The 16,287-nt window shown below is 66.8% G+C and carries 24 protein-coding genes and 1 tRNA gene; 16 read left to right on the top strand and 9 right to left on the bottom strand.

The genetic code is table 11. The annotated features are described in order from the left end of the window. Positions 1-165: 165 nt before the first annotated feature. Entirely contained in the window at positions 166-618 is a 453-nt protein-coding gene (locus WAE60_RS11695) for a hypothetical protein (RefSeq protein ID WP_337686585.1), read from the bottom strand. On the opposite strand from WAE60_RS11695, the gene WAE60_RS11690 reads away from it, so the two are divergent. The 10 genes from WAE60_RS11690 (at position 617) to WAE60_RS11645 (ending at position 7,969) form a co-directional block, all read left to right on the top strand. Then, complete coding sequence (locus tag WAE60_RS11690) at positions 617-829, top strand: hypothetical protein (RefSeq protein ID WP_337686583.1); 213 nt, start codon at positions 617-619, stop codon at positions 827-829. The two genes, WAE60_RS11695 and WAE60_RS11690, sit on opposite strands and share 2 nt — an antisense overlap. Next, complete coding sequence (locus WAE60_RS11685; protein ID WP_337686581.1) at positions 811-1,032, top strand: hypothetical protein; 222 nt, start codon at positions 811-813, stop codon at positions 1,030-1,032. The genes WAE60_RS11690 and WAE60_RS11685 overlap by 19 nt, the downstream gene beginning before the upstream one ends. 41 nt (positions 1,033-1,073) lie before the next feature. Then, on the top strand, positions 1,074-1,835 hold the full coding sequence (locus WAE60_RS11680; RefSeq protein WP_337686580.1) for a hypothetical protein: 762 nt from the start codon (positions 1,074-1,076) through the stop codon (positions 1,833-1,835). Positions 1,836-1,880: 45 nt separating this feature from the next. Then, the gene (locus tag WAE60_RS11675; RefSeq protein ID WP_337686578.1) at positions 1,881-2,132 is read left to right on the top strand and encodes a hypothetical protein; all 252 of its coding nucleotides are present in this window, start codon (positions 1,881-1,883) and stop codon (positions 2,130-2,132) included. Then, the gene (locus WAE60_RS11670) at positions 2,132-4,441 is read left to right on the top strand and encodes a hypothetical protein (RefSeq protein ID WP_337686577.1); all 2,310 of its coding nucleotides are present in this window, start codon (positions 2,132-2,134) and stop codon (positions 4,439-4,441) included. The genes WAE60_RS11675 and WAE60_RS11670 overlap by 1 nt, the downstream gene beginning before the upstream one ends. A 75-nt stretch (positions 4,442-4,516) precedes the next feature. Next, a complete protein-coding gene (locus WAE60_RS11665; RefSeq protein WP_337686575.1) occupies positions 4,517-4,822 on the top strand; it encodes a hypothetical protein in 306 nt (101 codons plus the stop codon). Then, the gene (locus tag WAE60_RS11660) at positions 4,819-4,980 is read left to right on the top strand and encodes a hypothetical protein (protein ID WP_337686573.1); all 162 of its coding nucleotides are present in this window, start codon (positions 4,819-4,821) and stop codon (positions 4,978-4,980) included. Before WAE60_RS11665 ends, WAE60_RS11660 begins: the two co-directional genes overlap by 4 nt. Next, complete coding sequence (locus WAE60_RS11655; protein WP_337686572.1) at positions 4,977-5,360, top strand: M15 family metallopeptidase; 384 nt, start codon at positions 4,977-4,979, stop codon at positions 5,358-5,360. Before WAE60_RS11660 ends, WAE60_RS11655 begins: the two co-directional genes overlap by 4 nt. Continuing rightward, positions 5,357-5,875: a hypothetical protein gene (locus WAE60_RS11650; protein WP_337686570.1), complete on the top strand. Its 519-nt coding sequence runs from the start codon at positions 5,357-5,359 to the stop codon at positions 5,873-5,875. The genes WAE60_RS11655 and WAE60_RS11650 overlap by 4 nt, the downstream gene beginning before the upstream one ends. Positions 5,876-5,944: 69 nt before the next feature. After that, positions 5,945-7,969, top strand: a complete 2,025-nt coding sequence (locus tag WAE60_RS11645; RefSeq protein ID WP_337686569.1) for a hypothetical protein — start codon at positions 5,945-5,947, stop codon at positions 7,967-7,969. Here WAE60_RS11645 and WAE60_RS11640 read toward each other — a convergent pair. Beyond that, complete coding sequence (locus tag WAE60_RS11640; protein ID WP_337686567.1) at positions 7,962-8,531, bottom strand: SOS response-associated peptidase family protein; 570 nt, start codon at positions 8,529-8,531, stop codon at positions 7,962-7,964. The two genes, WAE60_RS11645 and WAE60_RS11640, sit on opposite strands and share 8 nt — an antisense overlap. A gap of 204 nt (positions 8,532-8,735) precedes the next feature. Between WAE60_RS11640 and WAE60_RS11635 the strand changes: the two genes are divergently transcribed. Beyond that, positions 8,736-9,023, top strand: a complete 288-nt coding sequence (locus tag WAE60_RS11635; RefSeq protein WP_337686565.1) for a hypothetical protein — start codon at positions 8,736-8,738, stop codon at positions 9,021-9,023. Here the strand turns inward: WAE60_RS11635 and WAE60_RS11630 are convergent. After that, complete coding sequence (locus tag WAE60_RS11630; protein ID WP_337686563.1) at positions 9,020-9,199, bottom strand: DUF3606 domain-containing protein; 180 nt, start codon at positions 9,197-9,199, stop codon at positions 9,020-9,022. The two genes, WAE60_RS11635 and WAE60_RS11630, sit on opposite strands and share 4 nt — an antisense overlap. Positions 9,200-9,253: 54 nt before the next feature. Continuing rightward, entirely contained in the window at positions 9,254-9,454 is a 201-nt protein-coding gene (locus WAE60_RS11625) for a hypothetical protein (RefSeq protein WP_337686561.1), read from the bottom strand. A gap of 55 nt (positions 9,455-9,509) precedes the next feature. On the opposite strand from WAE60_RS11625, the gene WAE60_RS11620 reads away from it, so the two are divergent. Then, complete coding sequence (locus WAE60_RS11620) at positions 9,510-9,782, top strand: hypothetical protein (RefSeq protein ID WP_337686559.1); 273 nt, start codon at positions 9,510-9,512, stop codon at positions 9,780-9,782. 87 nt (positions 9,783-9,869) lie between these two features. Further along, entirely contained in the window at positions 9,870-10,430 is a 561-nt protein-coding gene (locus WAE60_RS11615; RefSeq protein ID WP_337686557.1) for a metallophosphoesterase family protein, read from the top strand. Positions 10,431-10,582: 152 nt separating this feature from the next. Here WAE60_RS11615 and WAE60_RS11610 read toward each other — a convergent pair whose 3' ends face one another. From WAE60_RS11610 to WAE60_RS11595, 4 genes are all read right to left on the bottom strand, one after another. Next, entirely contained in the window at positions 10,583-10,795 is a 213-nt protein-coding gene (locus WAE60_RS11610) for a hypothetical protein (protein ID WP_337686556.1), read from the bottom strand. Positions 10,796-10,798: 3 nt separating this feature from the next. Then, a complete protein-coding gene (locus WAE60_RS11605) occupies positions 10,799-11,185 on the bottom strand; it encodes a hypothetical protein (RefSeq protein ID WP_337686554.1) in 387 nt (128 codons plus the stop codon). A 3-nt stretch (positions 11,186-11,188) separates the two neighbouring features. After that, entirely contained in the window at positions 11,189-11,434 is a 246-nt protein-coding gene (locus WAE60_RS11600; protein ID WP_337686552.1) for a hypothetical protein, read from the bottom strand. Positions 11,435-11,595: 161 nt separating this feature from the next. Continuing rightward, positions 11,596-11,672, bottom strand: a tRNA-Arg gene (locus tag WAE60_RS11595). Between the two features lie 124 nt (positions 11,673-11,796). Between WAE60_RS11595 and WAE60_RS11590 the strand changes: the two genes are divergently transcribed. The 3 genes from WAE60_RS11590 (at position 11,797) to WAE60_RS11580 (ending at position 14,748) form a co-directional block, all read left to right on the top strand. Further along, positions 11,797-13,083 carry a dicarboxylate/amino acid:cation symporter gene (locus WAE60_RS11590; RefSeq protein WP_337686706.1) on the top strand — a complete coding sequence of 429 codons (1,287 nt, stop codon included), beginning with the start codon at positions 11,797-11,799 and terminating at the stop codon, positions 13,081-13,083. Between the two features lie 130 nt (positions 13,084-13,213). Further along, on the top strand, positions 13,214-14,377 hold the full coding sequence (locus WAE60_RS11585) for an HWE histidine kinase domain-containing protein (RefSeq protein ID WP_337686551.1): 1,164 nt from the start codon (positions 13,214-13,216) through the stop codon (positions 14,375-14,377). After that, on the top strand, positions 14,374-14,748 hold the full coding sequence (locus tag WAE60_RS11580) for a response regulator (protein ID WP_029908176.1): 375 nt from the start codon (positions 14,374-14,376) through the stop codon (positions 14,746-14,748). The genes WAE60_RS11585 and WAE60_RS11580 overlap by 4 nt, the downstream gene beginning before the upstream one ends. Here WAE60_RS11580 and WAE60_RS11575 read toward each other — a convergent pair. Next, a complete protein-coding gene (locus WAE60_RS11575; protein ID WP_337686549.1) occupies positions 14,745-16,247 on the bottom strand; it encodes an esterase-like activity of phytase family protein in 1,503 nt (500 codons plus the stop codon). The two genes, WAE60_RS11580 and WAE60_RS11575, sit on opposite strands and share 4 nt — an antisense overlap. Positions 16,248-16,287: the final 40 nt, after the last annotated feature.

The following is a 16,287-nucleotide window of genomic DNA, read 5'->3' as shown; positions in this document are numbered from 1 at the left end:
GAGAGGGGTTTGCACGGCGTCCGCCATCCACCCATCTCCGCCGTTCTATCAGTCTGCTATAGGGAGCGTGTCACTACCTAAAACGGGCGTTACTACGGCTTCGCCCCCCGAGGGATACGACCGGCGCTCCCAATGTGCGTTGGGAGCGCCTTGCGCCTTCCACCCTCACCGGACTTTCAGCGGTCCCGGCGGAATGCTGGTCAGATAGTCACGGATCGCCTCGACCGTGGCGGTCGCCCGGGTGCCCGTTGTCGGGCTGCGAGTCAGCCCGATGTGACCGACTTCGGTATCTTCGAGGTAGGCGATAATCTCATCATCCGGGTCGCCACGCCTTAGTCGTCCTACGACTTGGAGCAGATAACCGTCATATTCGTCGGCGCAGGCCCCGCCGTCCTGCCAGTCACCATCGCTCAGCTCGCGGAGGCCGATTGGGTCCCAAAGTGACCATCCAATTTCCCGCAGACGGGACAGCTTAACTTTCGGAAAGTCGCTCATAGGAGGACAATGCCGTCGGTGGGCGATGTCTTCAATCCACCCATCCCGGTCATAACCACCGTCCGCTTCCTGTCTTCGTGGGAAAATAGGGCTTGCCGCTTCGATCTCGCGCGAGCCTGCCATGTCGCCCAAAATCCCTGACGCTCCGAAGGTGTTCGCGCCTCCGCCGCCCCCGACAGTGAACCAGGCGACGATCGAGGCCGAGAAGAACGACGCCAGCCTGCGTCGCCAGGGGCGCGCGGCGACCTTCAAGTCCGACCCGCTGTCGCGCTCGACCGGTGGCTTCGCCGTCAAGCAGCTGATGGGGCAAGGCGGGTGGCGGCCGATGAGGTGAAGCTGGCTGGCACAGCGCTCGACATGGTGCTCGATAGCCGCGCCCAGCAGCTCGCCGACGTGTTCGAGGACTTTGGCCGGTATTCGAAGGCCGAGCGCGCAATCTCCTACACCGGCGAGAAGATGGGACTCGTCTCGGGCATGTCGCTCTGGAACGCGGGCATGAAGCAGTTCGTGGGGCTCATCACCCAGGCGCGACGCTGAAGGCCCTGATCGAAGGCCCGTCTCCCGCGGAGGCTCGGCGCTTGGCGTTCCTCGGCATCGACGAGGATATGGGCCAGCGCATCGCCAAGCAGTTCAAGAAGCACGGCGACAAGGGAGGCGGAGTGTGGCTGGCCAACACCGCCGATTGGACCGACGCGGAAGCCGCGGCGGCTTATCGGGGCGCCCTGGCCAAGGAGGTCGATCTGATCATCGCCACGCCGGGCCAGGAAAAGCCGCTGTGGATGTCGAGCGAGCTGGGCAAGACCATCGGCCAGTTCAAGACCTTCACCTTCTCGTCGATGTCGCGGGTGATGCTGAACGGCCTCCAGCAGCGGGACGCCAATGCGCTGCAAGGCTTCGTGGCGGCCGTGGCGCTAGGCATGCTGGCCTATCAGGTGAAGTCGTCCGTGGCGGGCAGGAACACGTCCGACGATCCGAGGAAATGGATTTCCGAGGGCCTGGATCAGTCGGGGACGCTCGGCTGGCTGTTCGAGGCCAACAACATCGCCGAGAAGGTGACGCGCGGCCGGGTCGGGATCAACGCGGCCATGGGCGTGGCGCCCTCATCACGCTACGCCGACCGCGATATCACCGACACCTTGCTCGGCCCTTCCGTCGGCACGGTCAACGATGCGGCGAACCTCGTCGGCTCCGCGTCCGAAGGGAAGCTCTCCCGATCCGACCTGCACAAGGCGCGCCGCCTATTGCCGTTTCAGAACCTGTTCTACCTGCGCTGGCTTTTCGACCATGCCGAGGATAGCGCTGGCGACGCGGCGGGCCTTCCGGAGGCTCCGGCGCGGTAAAATCTCCCTAGCCGCTTCGATCTCTGGCGGCTCGGAGACTGAGCCATGACGATCGGCAGCGGCAAGCAGAACAGCGCCTTTCCGGCGGAAGACTTCTATCCAGTCACGCCCGACAATGCCAACGACCTGGCGGTCTTCACCCGAGCCATCTGCCTAGCCGTCGGCGGCGACGTGAAGGTCCACAAGCTCGACGGCACGGCTGTCACGCTGACGCTCCCGGCCGGCGTCATCCCGATCCGCGTGCGGCGCATTTGGTCGATCGGCACCACGGCTACCGGCATCACGGCGCTGGTCTGATGTTTCTGGGGCTAGGCCTCTCCCTGACCGCTCCTTGCAGTCGACCTGCTCAAATCCCGCCCTGGGCTGCGTTCAAGGCCATCGCGACGCAGGTCGTCTACGCCTCGAACGCAGCCTCGAACGGCTACGGGCTGGGCAACGACACGACCGGCGATGGGTCCAGGGCGACTCCATACGCCACGGCAGGCAAGGCTAGCACGGTGGCGGCCGATGGCGCCGCGATTGAGGTCAACCCGTCCGGCATCCCGTATGCCGAGAGCCTGCGACCGTCCTCGTCCAAGGCGTGGTTCATCGGCTGCGACACCTCTGTCGGCGCGGGTGAGATCGTCTTCCAAGCCGCCACGGCGGTTGCTCAAGCCGTCATTCTCGACGCCTCGGTCAAACGCCGGGTGTTCTACGGCGCGGTGTTCGATGGGACCGGCACGACCTCGGGCCGGGGTATCGCCGGCAACGTCACCGGGGCGGTCGAGTACTACAAGGGCGGCTTTCGCAACTGCACCGGCTTTGGCCACGTCACCCCGACGGGCACGGGCAGCGATCTCCAGTTCTACGGCGTCAACGTCGAGAGCACCGTTCACTTCTTCATGTCCGGCACGGGCGGCAACTACGCCAACTGGAAGGCGTGGTACTGCACCTTCGCGCAGGACAACCAGGTTCTCACCGGATCGTCGAGCGGTGTCTTCACGACCGTCTCCGTTCGCTACAGCACCTTCACCGGCCACGTCTCGGGCACCGGCTTTGGCCTGAACTTCAACGGCGACACCGTCGGAACGATCGACTTCTCCGACAACTATGGATCGGGGACCTTCGCCAAGGCGCTGCTTCAGATCTCCGCCTCCACGTCGGTCTCTGGGCTCGTCCAGGTCAAGCGCAACACCGGCTCACCCTCGGCCGGCACTTACCTCTGCAATGCCGAGGGCGTGGTTCAGCAGGAGGTCGACGACAACGTCCTGTCGGTCCTGGCGGCCCACACGCAAGACCAGATCACGGTTAGGGCGGCGAGCGGAACGGCCAAGGCGCGGCGCAACCGTATCAGCGTCGCGGCAACCGCCCAAACCCACGGCCTGGCGCTGGGCGGCGACGGCTACAACCTGAATGTGACCAACACTGGCGCGACCGCCACGGTGAACTTCGGCGACACGGCTGCTCACAAGTACCTGAAGCTGAAGTTCACGACCGGCACGCCCACGGCCGCTCTGAGCACCTACCTCGGCTGCTTCCTGGCCAAGTTCAAGAAGGTGCTCTCGCCGGGCGGCACGGTCACAGCGTCGATCTACGCCGACAATGCCGGCACACTCGGGACGCTGCTCGAGACCTCCAGCACAGCCCCCTCCTGCGCCTCCATGCCGAGCACCGGCTCGGGCGTGAGCGTGCAGAGCACCGGCTTCCAGTGGGCCAGCCACTCCAAGGTTTCCGCCTCGACAGCCTACCATCTGGTCTTCAACTTCACCGGGACCATCGACGGCGCGAACTACCTGACCCTGGTCAGCAACGCCACGGTGACGAGCAGCAATATCGCCTACTCGGCTGACGGGATTACCTGGACCGAGGACGCGACCAAGTCGCTGTGGTTCCAGCTCGATTGCGGCTCCTTCGGCTGCACCTTGGACGCGACCGACAACATCGTCATCGCCGAGCCGACCGCTTCGGCCACGACCCACGGCATCATGGTCGGTGCGGTCAATGTCGGGGAGGTGGCCCGCAACTTCTACACCGGCCCCGGCATCGGCCACCTGTTCAAGAACACGAACGGCGCCTCCGGCTATGTCTACGACCTGCTGGCGCATTGCTCCGCCGGCAGCCAATCGGCGCTCTACCTCAAGGGCGCGCTCGGGATGCGTGTCTATCACGGCACGTTCATGCAGACGTCGCCCGATAGCAACCTGGCCTCGGCCATCAACATCGGCTCCAACTCCGAGTGCGGTTGGAACGCGCCGATCAGCGATCCGGAGCTGAAGAACTACATCGCCGTCAACACCGGTATCGGAGCGGTGTTCAACGTCGATACCGGTGGGGTTCCGGGCATCACCAGCGACTACGGCTGCATCTACGCCGGGCCGTCGTCCTACGGCATCGAGCGCGTTGCGTATCCGACCTGGGGTGGCTGGCAGGGCGCGGGCAAGGACGCCCACAGCGTCAATTCCAACCCGCTGCTGGCGAGCGCGCCATCCAACGTCATCGACTTCGTTCCTCCGAGCAACAGCCCGGCCAAGAACATCGGCACGAACCTCAGCGCCATCGTCGCCAACGACTTCAACGGCGTCGCCTTCTCGACCACGCCGACCGTCGGCGCTCTGAACGCAGGCTGAGCGGGAGACCCGTTGTGAGTTCCAAGTGTCCTGCATGGGATAATCGGCCATCCGCTTCGATCCCGGAGACCCCTCGTGGCTGAGCGCGCTGAACCCATCCTGACCAAGATAGCCAGCAGCGAGCGCCGGATCGAATGGAGCGCTGCGGCGCTGGCCCTCACGCTCCTGATCCAGACTGGCACGGCCGTCTGGTGGGCCGCCGCCATGAACGAGCGGATGGCGGCGGTCGAACAGAAGATCAGCGCGAGCGCCAGTACTGGCGAGACCATCGCCAGGCTCGACGAGCGCACGGCGGCCATGAACGCGACCATCGACAGGATCGACCGGCGCGTGTCGGTCGCCGAAGAGCGCCAGGCCGCGCGAGATGGATTTGGCCGATGAGCCTGCCGCGCATCGTCAACTTCCCGAAGACCCAAACGCTTCTGGCGCTAGGCGTTCTCGCCGGCTGCTTCTGGACCAAGGCCTTCGACTGGCACGACGGCCTCCTGATGATCCTGACCTTCTACTTCACCAAGCACGATCCGGGGAAAGAGCCATGACCTTCGTCCTTGGCGCCAAGTCGCTGGAACGTCTGAAAGGCGTCCACCCCGATCTCGTCGCGGTCGTCAAACGGGCCATCGCTCTGACGGACATCGACTTCACCGTGACCGAGGGGCTTCGCACCCGGGAACGGCAAGCGGAGCTGGTAAGGGCCGGCGCCTCTCAAACGATGAAGTCCCGCCACATCACCGGGCACGCCGTCGACCTGGCGGCGCTGGTCGGCGGCGAAGTGCGCTGGGATTGGCCGCTCTACGCCAAGCTGGCCACGGCCATGAAGGCCGCCGCGCTCCAGATCAACGTGCCGCTGGAATGGGGCGGCGATTGGAAGACGCTGAAGGACGGGCCGCACTTCCAGCTTCCATGGAGCGAATACCCATGATTTCGCTGCGCACCGGAGTGGAGGCAGGCGCCGCGCTGGCGGTCATCCTCGCCGTGCCGTTCATCGATCACGCCGGCTACCAGCGTGGGAAGAACGACGAGATCGCCGCTCAGGCCGGCCGCAATGCCAAAGCCGCGGCGGAGGCCCGGGCCAAGACCGACCAGGCCGCCGAGGCCAGCGCCAAGGTGGGCACGAAAGTCGAGGCCGCGAAGGTCGAGGTTCGCACCGTCACCCAAACCCTCATCCGCGAGGTTCCGCACTATGTCACGGTCACTGCTGACGCTCAGTGCGTCGTTCCTGCTGGTTTCGTGCGCCTCCACGACGCCGCCGCAACCGGACTTCTGTCCGACCCTGCCGGCGCCGCCAGCCAACCTGCTGACGCCCCCTCGGGCCTTGCACTCTCTACCGTCTCCGCCACCGTCGCCGAAAACTACGGCGGATGCCGGGAAGACCGCGAAGCCCTGAAAGGCTGGCAGGCCTGGTGGGCGGGCGTCAGCCCGGCGTTCAAGCGGTAAAATCGGTCTAGCCGCTTCGATTGGCCCCGCGTGGCGCGGACAAGCCGTCAGGTACTCGAAAGAGCCGCCATGACCGCCTCCGCTACCGTTCCCTACATCTCCTATGCCGGCGCGGGCCTGACGGGCCCGTACGCGATCCCGTTCAAGTTCCTGGCCAACGCCGACATCGTCGTCGTGAAGGTGGATGCCGACGGCGTCGAGACCAACCTGACCGGCAACACCATCACCGGCGCCGGCGATAACGCGGGCGGCACGCTCTACACCGCCGCCGCGGTCGAAGTCGGCGAAACCCTGAAGATCTACCGCGCGACCGCCCGCACCCAGACGGCGCAATACGTGGCCAATGGCCCGTTCCCGGCCGCGACGCACGAGCGTGCGCTCGACAAGGCGATGCTGGTTTCACAGGAGTTGGACCGTGACGTGGGCCGAGCTGCCCTGTCTCCGCTCGGCGAGGCCGGCCAGGTTGTTCCCGCGCGTGAGGATCTGAAGGGCAAGCTTCTCGGCGGCGATCCGGATACGGGCGACCTCTACGGGGTGGCCGGCGGTCTCGGCGGCGTGCCTGCCAGCACCCAAGGCGCCAGCCTGGTGGCCAAGACCACGCCAACGACGGGCCGGGACGTGCTGGAGGCCGTGGGTCGAGACATGACCGACGTGGACGCCGACGCCGCGCCGACGATGGGCGGCCTGTCGATCCTGGGAGCGATGCGTATCGCCGCCACCTTCGTAGGCGACGGGGTGACGGCCTTGATGGGCGTGCGCCACGTCTTCACCGGCAGCTCGACGACGACCAACGAGATCGGCGTCAACATCGAGATGAGCAACAGCGTGCCGGTCGGCGGCGGCAAGGCCTATGTGGTGGGGCTGTTCGCCGCGCTGAGCGCAGCGGTGGGAACGGCGGCCGGCTATTGCGCCAACTTCGTCACGCGCAGCTACGGCCCGCCGGCCACGGTGCTGGAGCTGAACCACGACGCCCTGGGCGCCAACAGCGGCGACGGGCTGAGCGACAACAGCGTCTATGGCGTTTCGGTGTGGACGACGATCCTCAACCTGATCTGCGCCGGCGCCGTGCGGCTGATGTCGGGCCTGCATATCGAGCTGCCGCCCGGCTATACGAAGCTGCTGAACCGAGGCATCGCCATCATTGGCGACTGCGTGCGGCTGTTCGCGATCGAGGACACCACCAGCGGCGTGGCCGGCTACAAGATGGGCGGCAACAAGGTCATGGGCATGGACCTGACCAGCGCCACCTTCTCGTCCGGCGACGCGATCCGGCTACCGGCCAACTGCTATCTGAGCTGGGTGGTGGGTGGGACCGTGCAGCAGGTGCTGGGCGCCCAGGGCACGGCCTTCGACGTGGGTTATGGCTGCAACTTGGTCAACATGGGCGCGACCACCAATCCGGGTCAGAACAACCTGTTCTATCTAGGCCAAGCCGGGTTCGCCTGGGCGGGGATCACATCGCAAACGGCGGTGACCGTGGTTTCGGATCCGCGGCTGAAGGTGGATATCGAGACCCTGGCCCCAATGCGCGCGCTGCTGCACGAGATCAATCCGCGCAAGTATCGCATGAAGGTGGGCGGCCTGACTCCGTACACGGTGATGGTCCCCGGCATGGTCCCGGTCCTGGATGACAAGGGCGAGCCGATCTACGACGAGATGCCGGACCTGGACGCCGAGGGCAACGAGATCTGGCTGCAGCCGATCGACCCGAAGACGCGCGCGCCGCGCTGGGTGCGGACCGGCTTCCTAGGACTGAGCCGCAAGCTTGCTCCGAAGTTCCTGAAGACCAAGGCGGTGATGCGCATGGTCGAGGGCGAGGTCGAGGAGACGCGCTACGCCGAGCGCCCGGGCGTGCGCTTGCATCGCGGCTTCCTGTCAGACGAGGTCAAGGCTGCCTTTGATCGGCTTAGCGAGGACTTCGGCGGCTGGGTGCTAGGCCAGGACGGTTTCGAGGGCCTGCGCTACGAGCAATTGACCCCGATCCTGTGGAAGATTGTGCAGGAACTGGACGTGGTGATCGAGAGCCAGGCCACGAACATGGCGGCGCTGAACGCGCGAGTGCAGGCGTTGGAGAGCGCCCCGCGCGCTAGCTGAAGAGATCTGCCGGCTCGGACGGGAAATCACGCACGACCGTGAGCGTCCGAACCGGTGCTGGGGACAAGATTTCGGCCTGGGGCCGCGACAGGTCCAACCAGTCCCGCCCGCCCTCGGCCGCCAGAACGACGATCTGCCGGTCATGGTAGGGCTTGATGTCCGGCCCCGGTTCGGTCGTCAGCATGGTCCAGCAGCCGTTCTTGACGATGCCGGCGACCCAGAACAGCGGGTTGTCGACCATCGTGAACTTCCATCGCGTCTTGCGCTTCTGGCCGGGCAGCTTGTCGGTGAACTCGTAGAAGGCGTCGGCCGGGATCAGGACCCGGTCGCTCTTCGAGAAGTCGCGACCATCGGACTGGAAATTGAACACCGGCCCCTTCGGCCCCGGCCATGCCCATTTGGTCATCGAGACTACGGCCTGGTCGCCGATATGGCGCACGATCGGCGCAAGCTCGGTCATCTTGATCTCGGGCCGTGGCTCGAAGTTCGAGGCCTGGCCCTCCCAAACGACGGGCAGCTTCAGCACCTTGTTCCAGGTGGCGAACAGATCGCCGGTCTTCAAGCTGTAGAGGTTACACATCAGGGGCCGTCCCAGAGCTTCAGGTTCCACCACCCCCTTGGAGCGTGTTCCGGGTCGCCCATGGCGTCGATCGCTAGCTCGGCATGATAGGCAGCCTCGGCGCGCGCTACGATGTCTTCGGGCGGAGGGCCCTCGCCATGAGCGGTGAAGTCGGGTTCGCGGTCAGGCCTGATGGTTCGATCGGTCATGACGGCGACCCTAGCGTCAGGCTTTGCGCTCGCCTACCTTCTCGTCATGGCTGACATGCCCGACATTCCCGACCCGCACCCCAGCCTGGTCGCCAAGGAAGTCTCCGAGATATTGGCGGAGTACGGGCCGGCCAGCACGCCGGAAGACTTTGAGCGTCTGGCGCGCGGGGCCGAGGTCAATCCCAAGGCCTACGACGGTGGCCCGGCCCTCGCGCACGCCGTGGCGGCCGAGTTGCGGCGGCGCGCCGATCGCATGCGACGTGGCGGCCTCGGGCCGCTGCTCTAGTCCTTCTTCAGGTAGCGCTCGACCTCGGCAGCGCTGACGCCGACGACGGTGACGGCCTGCACCAGGTCCTCTTCGCTGACGCCGAACTTCTCGGTCCAGTAGCGGACCTCATGCGGTTCGTTGACGTTCACCCGCGCCCGGTCCTGGGTGCCGCGGTCCTGCAGATTGTCGGCCATGTTGGTCTCCCTGTGGGCGAGGGGAACCGCCAGAACGCAGCAGGGTTCCGCCGCCTACTGGCGCGCCGCCCACTCGTCGACCAATTGGCGCAACGCCTGGGCCGCGACCTCCGCCGGCTGCTTGCCCCCCTTCGGCGCTCGCTTGGAGCCGAACGCACTCGTGACGCAGACGTCCTTGCCGTCCTCTTCCCAGGTGCCGCGCCACTTCTGACCACGGGCGTCGACGCTGAAGGTGTATCCGTGAGGGGTAAGCATGGTGCGACAACGGCGGGTCGCGCGAGAACGCTCCGACTCAGCTATGCCGCCGTCCATGAAACCCGCCGAAATCGATCAGATGATAGACGCCATGGTCGCCGAGGCCGCGAAAACGGGCGATGAGAACCATCTACCGGGAGCGATCTTCCTGCATCCGGATCACTGGGTCGGGAGCACGCTGAAGACCGAGATGACCACCATCGGCCGGGGCATCCGCTATCGCGGCGTCCGCGTCCTGGTCTCGCGCGAATTCGAGAGCAAGGTGGTGGCTCGGGTAGATCTCCAGCTCGATGTGGGCGAGTTCGAGCCGATCACGCCCGCACCGTGATCGGTCCTGAACGGACTGAGTGAGCGTCCGCTAGGGGTGGAAGTCAGACCTTTGACACGGTAGCGTAAAACGAGTGGGAGGCGGCCATTGTCGGACTCGGTGTGGAGCTTGCCGCTCAGCGGAACGAACCTGGCGGTCCTCGCAGGATGCCATGTCTTTCGGGACGGCCCACAATTTCCGCCAGCGCTTCTGCCCAGGCTGCAGGGCGTCGATTTGATCGTCACGCTAGGCGACATGGGCGATAAGTCCGCTCTCGACCAGCTTGAGGAAATTGCGCCTGTGCTCGGTGTTCAGGGGCTGGATGACGCAGATGACCTACGCACGCGCCGGACAGCTCTCACCTTGGCCGGCGGTGGCTACAGAATTGGGTGCGTCTACGATGCGAAGGCCGCCGGCCTGGCGGACGAGCTGGATCCTTTCGTCGAAACGAAGAGCGCATCGACTATTTGCAACCGGCTCTTTGGAGGGCCGGTGGACGTGCTTCTTCACGCCCGGACTCACAAAGCGGATGAAGCGAAATTCGGGGTTCGTGGCTCAGCGCTCAACCCGGGTAGCCCAGCCAGACCGGCGCCCGGATCACAGCCAACCTTCCTCCGTCTGAAAGTCACCTCGGAAGGGTGCTACGGGCAGATAATCTGGGTCGCCTAATAGCCCGGTGCCGCGAGACGCCCGACTTGGGTCGGGAGCGGAAATCACACGCACGCTCGAAACGCGGCGTTCGACCATTGTCCAGCAAGCGGACATCGCGAAGGTCAGCTAGGGGTGGCATGCTGACATCGGCCCCTGGACCTGTTGACGACCTACATCCGCGCATCGATGTCGATCAGGCCCTCGCGACCGCGCGCGCCGCAAAGGCTGCACCGAAACTTTCGCCGGATCGTGTGGGGCTGGGTATGGCCGCCCAGGTTGACGACAGCCTTCTCACGCGACCAGACCTGATGATTTCCGCAGCGGCGACAAGTGATCGTGAGCGGGGACTTTATCCGCTGAAGGGTCGGCCAGATGATCGCCACGGTTCACTCTCCCGGCGGGCGCCAGGCATAGCCCAGGGGTCCGGGATCGATGCCGCAGTCCAGAAGCAGCTCGATCAGCCATGACCGCCGAGCGCTCTCGGTCGGCATCGGCCGATCCTGATAGCCGCCCTTGAGCAGCGCGAGCACCGGCATCCGCCCAGGGCAGCGCGGGCAACGCGCCTTGGTCTGCACCTCGGCGAGGGTCATCCCGAGCCGATCCCGATGGGTAGTGGTCAGCTCCCAACGGCCCCAGGTCTTGGTCGTGCCGCAGTACTGGCATTTGAACCGGACGTCCTCGCCGTGCTCCAGGCAGTCGATCAGGCGCGTCGTCGCGAGCTGATGGCCCAGGTCGGCGGCTTTACGGCGGTCGCTGGCGCTAGGTTCGGGCATGGCTCAAGAGCCGTGCAGCGGACCCGGCCCGACCCTAGCTGTGTCGCCGATCGCGTAGAACGCTCGGTTGCCGGTGAAGAACTCGGCGGCCACGTCGAGCCCAGCGATGATCACGCCAAGCATGTGGTAGTGGGGACCGAAGGGCCGGAAGGACCTCTGACGCAACAGCAAGGCCTCCCGTGCCGGGCGTAGGCTTTCGAAGAACGCCGGGGCGTCACGCATTGTCGTGGTGTAGGTGCGATGGACCATCGCGAGCCTCCATCAGTGAGAACGGAGGCGGAACATTATCCGGGACTATTCCGGGGAATCGAGTCCCGGAGCATCCGATTTTACCCGGTTTGTTCCGGCTTCTCGAGCGGTGCGACCCGCCCGACAAAAGCCATTTTGATGAATGATTTCAATTAGTTAGCTGGCGACCCGGAAGGGACTCGAACCCCTGACCTTCGCTTTAGGAAAGCGCTGCTCTATCCTGCTGAGCTACCGGGCCGCGCTTGCGCGGGTCAGGGTGCATAGCGCAAGTTTCCGGGCGTGCGAACCCCGGGCCGGAAAAGCTTCACGGGTCGCCGCGGCGTCGTTCAAAGGGGGGATACGCCATGGGTCTGCTGCGGCCGCTGAAGACGCTCTATGTCCAGGTGCTGATCGGCATCGCCCTGGGCGTGCTGGTCGGGGCGCTGTGGCCGGACGTCGGGGTGCAGCTGAAGCCGCTGGGCGACGCCTTCATCAAGCTGGTCAAGCTGGTGATCGCCCCGGTGATCTTCCTGACCGTGGCCGGCGGCATCGCCCACATGGGCGACATCAAGGCGTTCGGGCGGGTGGGCGTGAAGGCCCTGGTCTATTTCGAGGTGGTCTCGACCCTGGCCCTGTTCGTGGGCCTGCTGGTCGGCCACATCCTGCAGCCGGGCCACGGCTTCAACATCGACCCGGCCCACCTCGATCCCAAGATCGCCGCCGGCTACCTGGAGAAGGCCCATCACGGCGAGGGGCTGGTCGCCTACCTGCTGCACCTGATCCCCGAGACCTTCTTCGGCGCCTTCGCCGAGGGCAACCTGCTGCAGGTGCTGGTGATCGCCGTCCTGACGGGCTTCGCCTGCACCCGCATGGGCGAGTTCGGCGACCGGATGGCCGCGGGCATGAGCGACCTGGCCCGATTGTTCTTCGGGATCATCCACGTGGTGGTCAAGCTGGCGCCGCTGGGCGCGTTCGGGGCCATGGGCTTCACCATCGGCAAGTACGGCGTGCACAGCCTGATCCAGCTGGGCGCCCTGGTGGCCACCTTCTATGTCACCGCCCTGGTCTTCGTGCTGGTGGTGCTGGGCGCCATCGCCTGGGCCTGCGGCTTCTCGATCCTGAAGTTCCTGGCCTATATCCGCGAAGAGCTGCTGATCGTGCTGGGCACCAGCAGCTCGGAAAGCGCCCTGCCCCAGCTGATCGAGAAGCTGGAGCGGCTGGGGGCGAAGAAGTCGGTGGTCGGGCTGGTGGTGCCCACGGGCTACAGCTTCAACCTCGACGGCACCAACATCTACATGACCCTGGCCACCCTGTTCCTGGCCCAGGCCACCAACACCCACCTCAGCTTCCTGCAGATGGCCAGCCTGCTGGGCGTGGCCATGCTGACCTCCAAGGGGGCCAGCGGGGTGACGGGCGCGGGCTTCATCACCCTGGCGGCGACCCTGGCGGTCGTGCCCGACATCCCCATCGCCGCCCTGGCCGTGCTGGTGGGCGTGGACCGGTTCATGAGCGAGTGCCGGGCCCTGACCAACTTCGTCGGCAACGGCGTGGCCACGCTTGTCGTGGCCCGCTGGGAGGGGGCGCTGGATCGCGACCGATTGTCGCGGGAGTTGTCCCAGGGTCCCAACGCTTCGCGCCTTGAAGTCGTTGAGGAACTGCCCGCCGACTGAACGCGCGGTTTCTCCGGCGGGGCGCCGGATGACCGCGTTCGACGAGCGTTAAGCATAGACTCCACCTTGCCGCGACATCGGCCGATGCTAGGCTGGCGGCTCGGGGACACGCGTATCTGGGACGCCAAGAGTGCTAAACGTCGCGAACGCCGAGCGTTCGGAACAGGCCGACCACGCCGCCCTGATCACCCTGGTCGAAACGATCGAGGCGCTGTCGGCCACGCGCACCATCGAGGATGTCGCCGCGGTCGTCCGCTCGGCCGCCCGGCGCATCTCCGGAGCCGACGGCGTCTGCTTCGTGCTGCGCGACGGCGACCTGTGCTGGTATCTGGACGAGGACGCCATCGGCCCGATGTGGAAGGGCCAGCGCTTCCCGATGACCGCCTGCATCTCGGGCTGGGCCATGATCCACGGCCAGACGGTGGTGATCCCCGACATCTATCTCGACGACCGCATCCCGCACGACGCCTATCGCCCGACCTTCGTCAAAAGCCTGGTGATGACGCCGGTGCGCGCCAAGGACCCCATCGCCGCGATCGGCGCCTACTGGGCCGTGGGCCAGACGCCGTCGGTCGACACGGTGATGAAGCTGGAGGCCATGGCCCGGGCCACGGCGGCGGCGATCGAGAACGCCAATCTCTACGCCTCGCTGAACGAGGCCCTGGAGCGGCGCACCTTCCTGCTGCGCGAGCTGGACCACCGGGTGAAGAACACCCTGGCCTCGGTGCAGTCGATCGCCCGCCAGACCCTGCGCACCGCCCCCTCGCCCGCCGACTTCGCCGAGTCTTTCGAGTCCCGGCTGATGGGCCTGTCGCGGGCCCACGAGCTGCTGACCCGCCGCGCCTGGGGCCGCACCGACCTGCGCGACGTGCTGGAGGCGGCGCTGCAGCCGTTCGGCGGCCTGGCCGACCCGCGCTTCTCGGCGCGCGGCCCCGCCATCTCGCTGACGGCGGAAACCGCGGTGGCGCTGCACATGACCCTGCACGAGCTGATGGTCAACGCGGCCAAGCACGGGGCCCTGACGGCGGCTAGCGGCCAGGTCACCGTGGTCTGGCGGATCGAGGACGTGGAAGGGGTCCGGAACCTCGTGCTGGACTGGGTCGAGCGCGGCGGCCCGCCGGTGTTCGTGCCCAAGCGCCAGGGCTTCGGGACCAAGCTGCTGGAGCGCGGGGTGGCCCGCGACCTGGGCGGCGAGGCCAAACTGACCTACCAGCCCAAGGGCCTGACCTACTGGCTGCGCGCGCCGCTGTCAGACCGGATCGTGGCCGGCCCGATCGCGAGGACGCCCGAATGACCGCCCATCCTCCGCGCATCATGATCGTCGAGGACGAGGCCCTGGTGGCCCTGATGGTCGAGGACCTGCTGACCGATTTCGGCTGCGAGATCTCCGGCTCGTTCGGCGCGGTCGACGACGCCCTGGCCTATCTGAAGGACGCGGTCGCGCCGCCGCCGGCCCTGGACGGGGCAGTGCTGGACGTCAACATCGGCGGGACCATGGTCTTCCCGGTCGCCGAGCGCCTGCGCGCCGCCGGCATCCCGTTCGTGTTCGCCACCGGCTACGGCGCCCTGCCGCGCCAGGGCTTCGAGGACGTGAAGGTGCTGAACAAGCCGATCAATCCCGTCCTGCTGAAGGATGCGGTCGAGGCGTTCGGCAAGGCCGCCTAGGGCGCGCCTGGCGCGCCGGCCGGCAAGGTCAGGCGATAGACCAGGATGACGCTGTCGTTGTCGCCCTCGCCCGCCCCCTTGTCGTTGGTCAGGCCCGCGTCGAAGGCCTGGCCGTTGACCTGGCCCTTGGCCGTCAGGAAGTCGTTGTCGTTGCCGACCAGCAGGAAGACGTCGTTCGGCGCGGCCGGGTCCAGCGCCGGCGCCAGCGCCATGGCTTCCCACTTCTCCGACAGGCTGAACCGGTCGGACGGGGCGGTCGAAAGGTTCATGCCGAACCGCGCCAGCTGGACGGGGTTGAGCAGGTTCACCAGCTCGGCCTGCCTGACCGGCCTCAGGCCGGCCGCCAGCGCGCCGTCGGCGGCGACGGGCTGGACGCCCTGTTCGTACGGCCCGCCCGCCAGGTTGGTCGCGCCGGTCGTGTCGACCAGCAGGACAGCCTTGAACACCGGGGCCTTGGTCGAGCCCTTGCCCCGGCCGTTGGCGTCGCGGGCCAGCACCAGGAACTGGTGGTCGTTCAGGGCCAGCATCTCCGACTGGGCGGCGGTGACGTCGGCGGCCTGGCCGTCGCCGCTCTCGCGCACGACCGGCAGCTGCAGCACGTAGTGGCCGATCGGCGCCTTGGGCGTGCGGCTCTTGGAGATGTCGTAGACCAGGACGCGGGTGTTGTTGCGGGTGGCCGCGTTCGAGCCGGCTGTGTCCTGCATCGTGGCGCTCTGCAGGATGGCGACCAGGCGCTTGCCGTCGGGCGTGACCGCCAGGGCCTCCAGCCCCTGGTTGTTGCGCCGGCCGGTGGTCGGCGCGCTCTCGGCGGTGAAGTCCATCTGGCCCTTGCGCATCGGCAGCAGGGCCGGCGGCGCCTGGATCGCGCCGATCTGCCGGCCCGTCCTGTCGAACAGGTAGATGCCCGCCGCGTACTCGTCGGAGACGTAGAAGGCGCCGTCCGGCAGATAGGCCACGGCCTCGGAGTCCAGGCTGATCTTGCCCGCGCCCTCCCCAGTGGCCGGCGAGGGATAGCGCACGCCGTCGCGGGTCAGCACGTTGGGCCCGGGATCCTTGCCGGTGAACGGCTGGCCCGTCCGGTCCTTCAGCAGGAATCCCCCGGTCGGGGTGATCGTCAGCTTGCCGCCGGCCAGGGTCAGGCGATGGGCGTGCAGCCGGTTGGCGTAGTCGACCGTGCCGGCCACCGAGCCGACGCCGTTGGGGCCCCGGTCCGGCAGGGTCAGCAGCTGGCCCTCGTAGGTCCCGTCGGCCAGGCGGCGCCAGGACCGCAGGGCCATGCCCGAGAACGAGCCCAGGGTGTCGCCCTTGAAGTCCCGCGTGGCCGCGTCCAGCCGCCCCACGGCGACCAGGCCGTGGTTGACGAAGGTCCGCCCCTGGAAGGTGACGGTCTCGTCGCCCGCCGCCTGGCTCCAGTGCTTGACGAGGTAGGTCGGGGATTGCGCCTGGGCGGCGCCGGCGAGCGTCGCGGCGGCGAGAGCCAGCAAGATCGAACGGCGCATCGGGGTCTCCTTGAACATGGAGCGGCGGGCGACCGCTAAG

The sequence above is a fragment of the Caulobacter sp. CCG-8 genome, assembly GCF_037402475.1.
In the GTDB taxonomy this organism is placed as follows: Bacteria; Pseudomonadota; Alphaproteobacteria; order Caulobacterales; family Caulobacteraceae; genus Caulobacter.
This window is presented reverse-complemented; position numbering and strand designations above follow the sequence as displayed.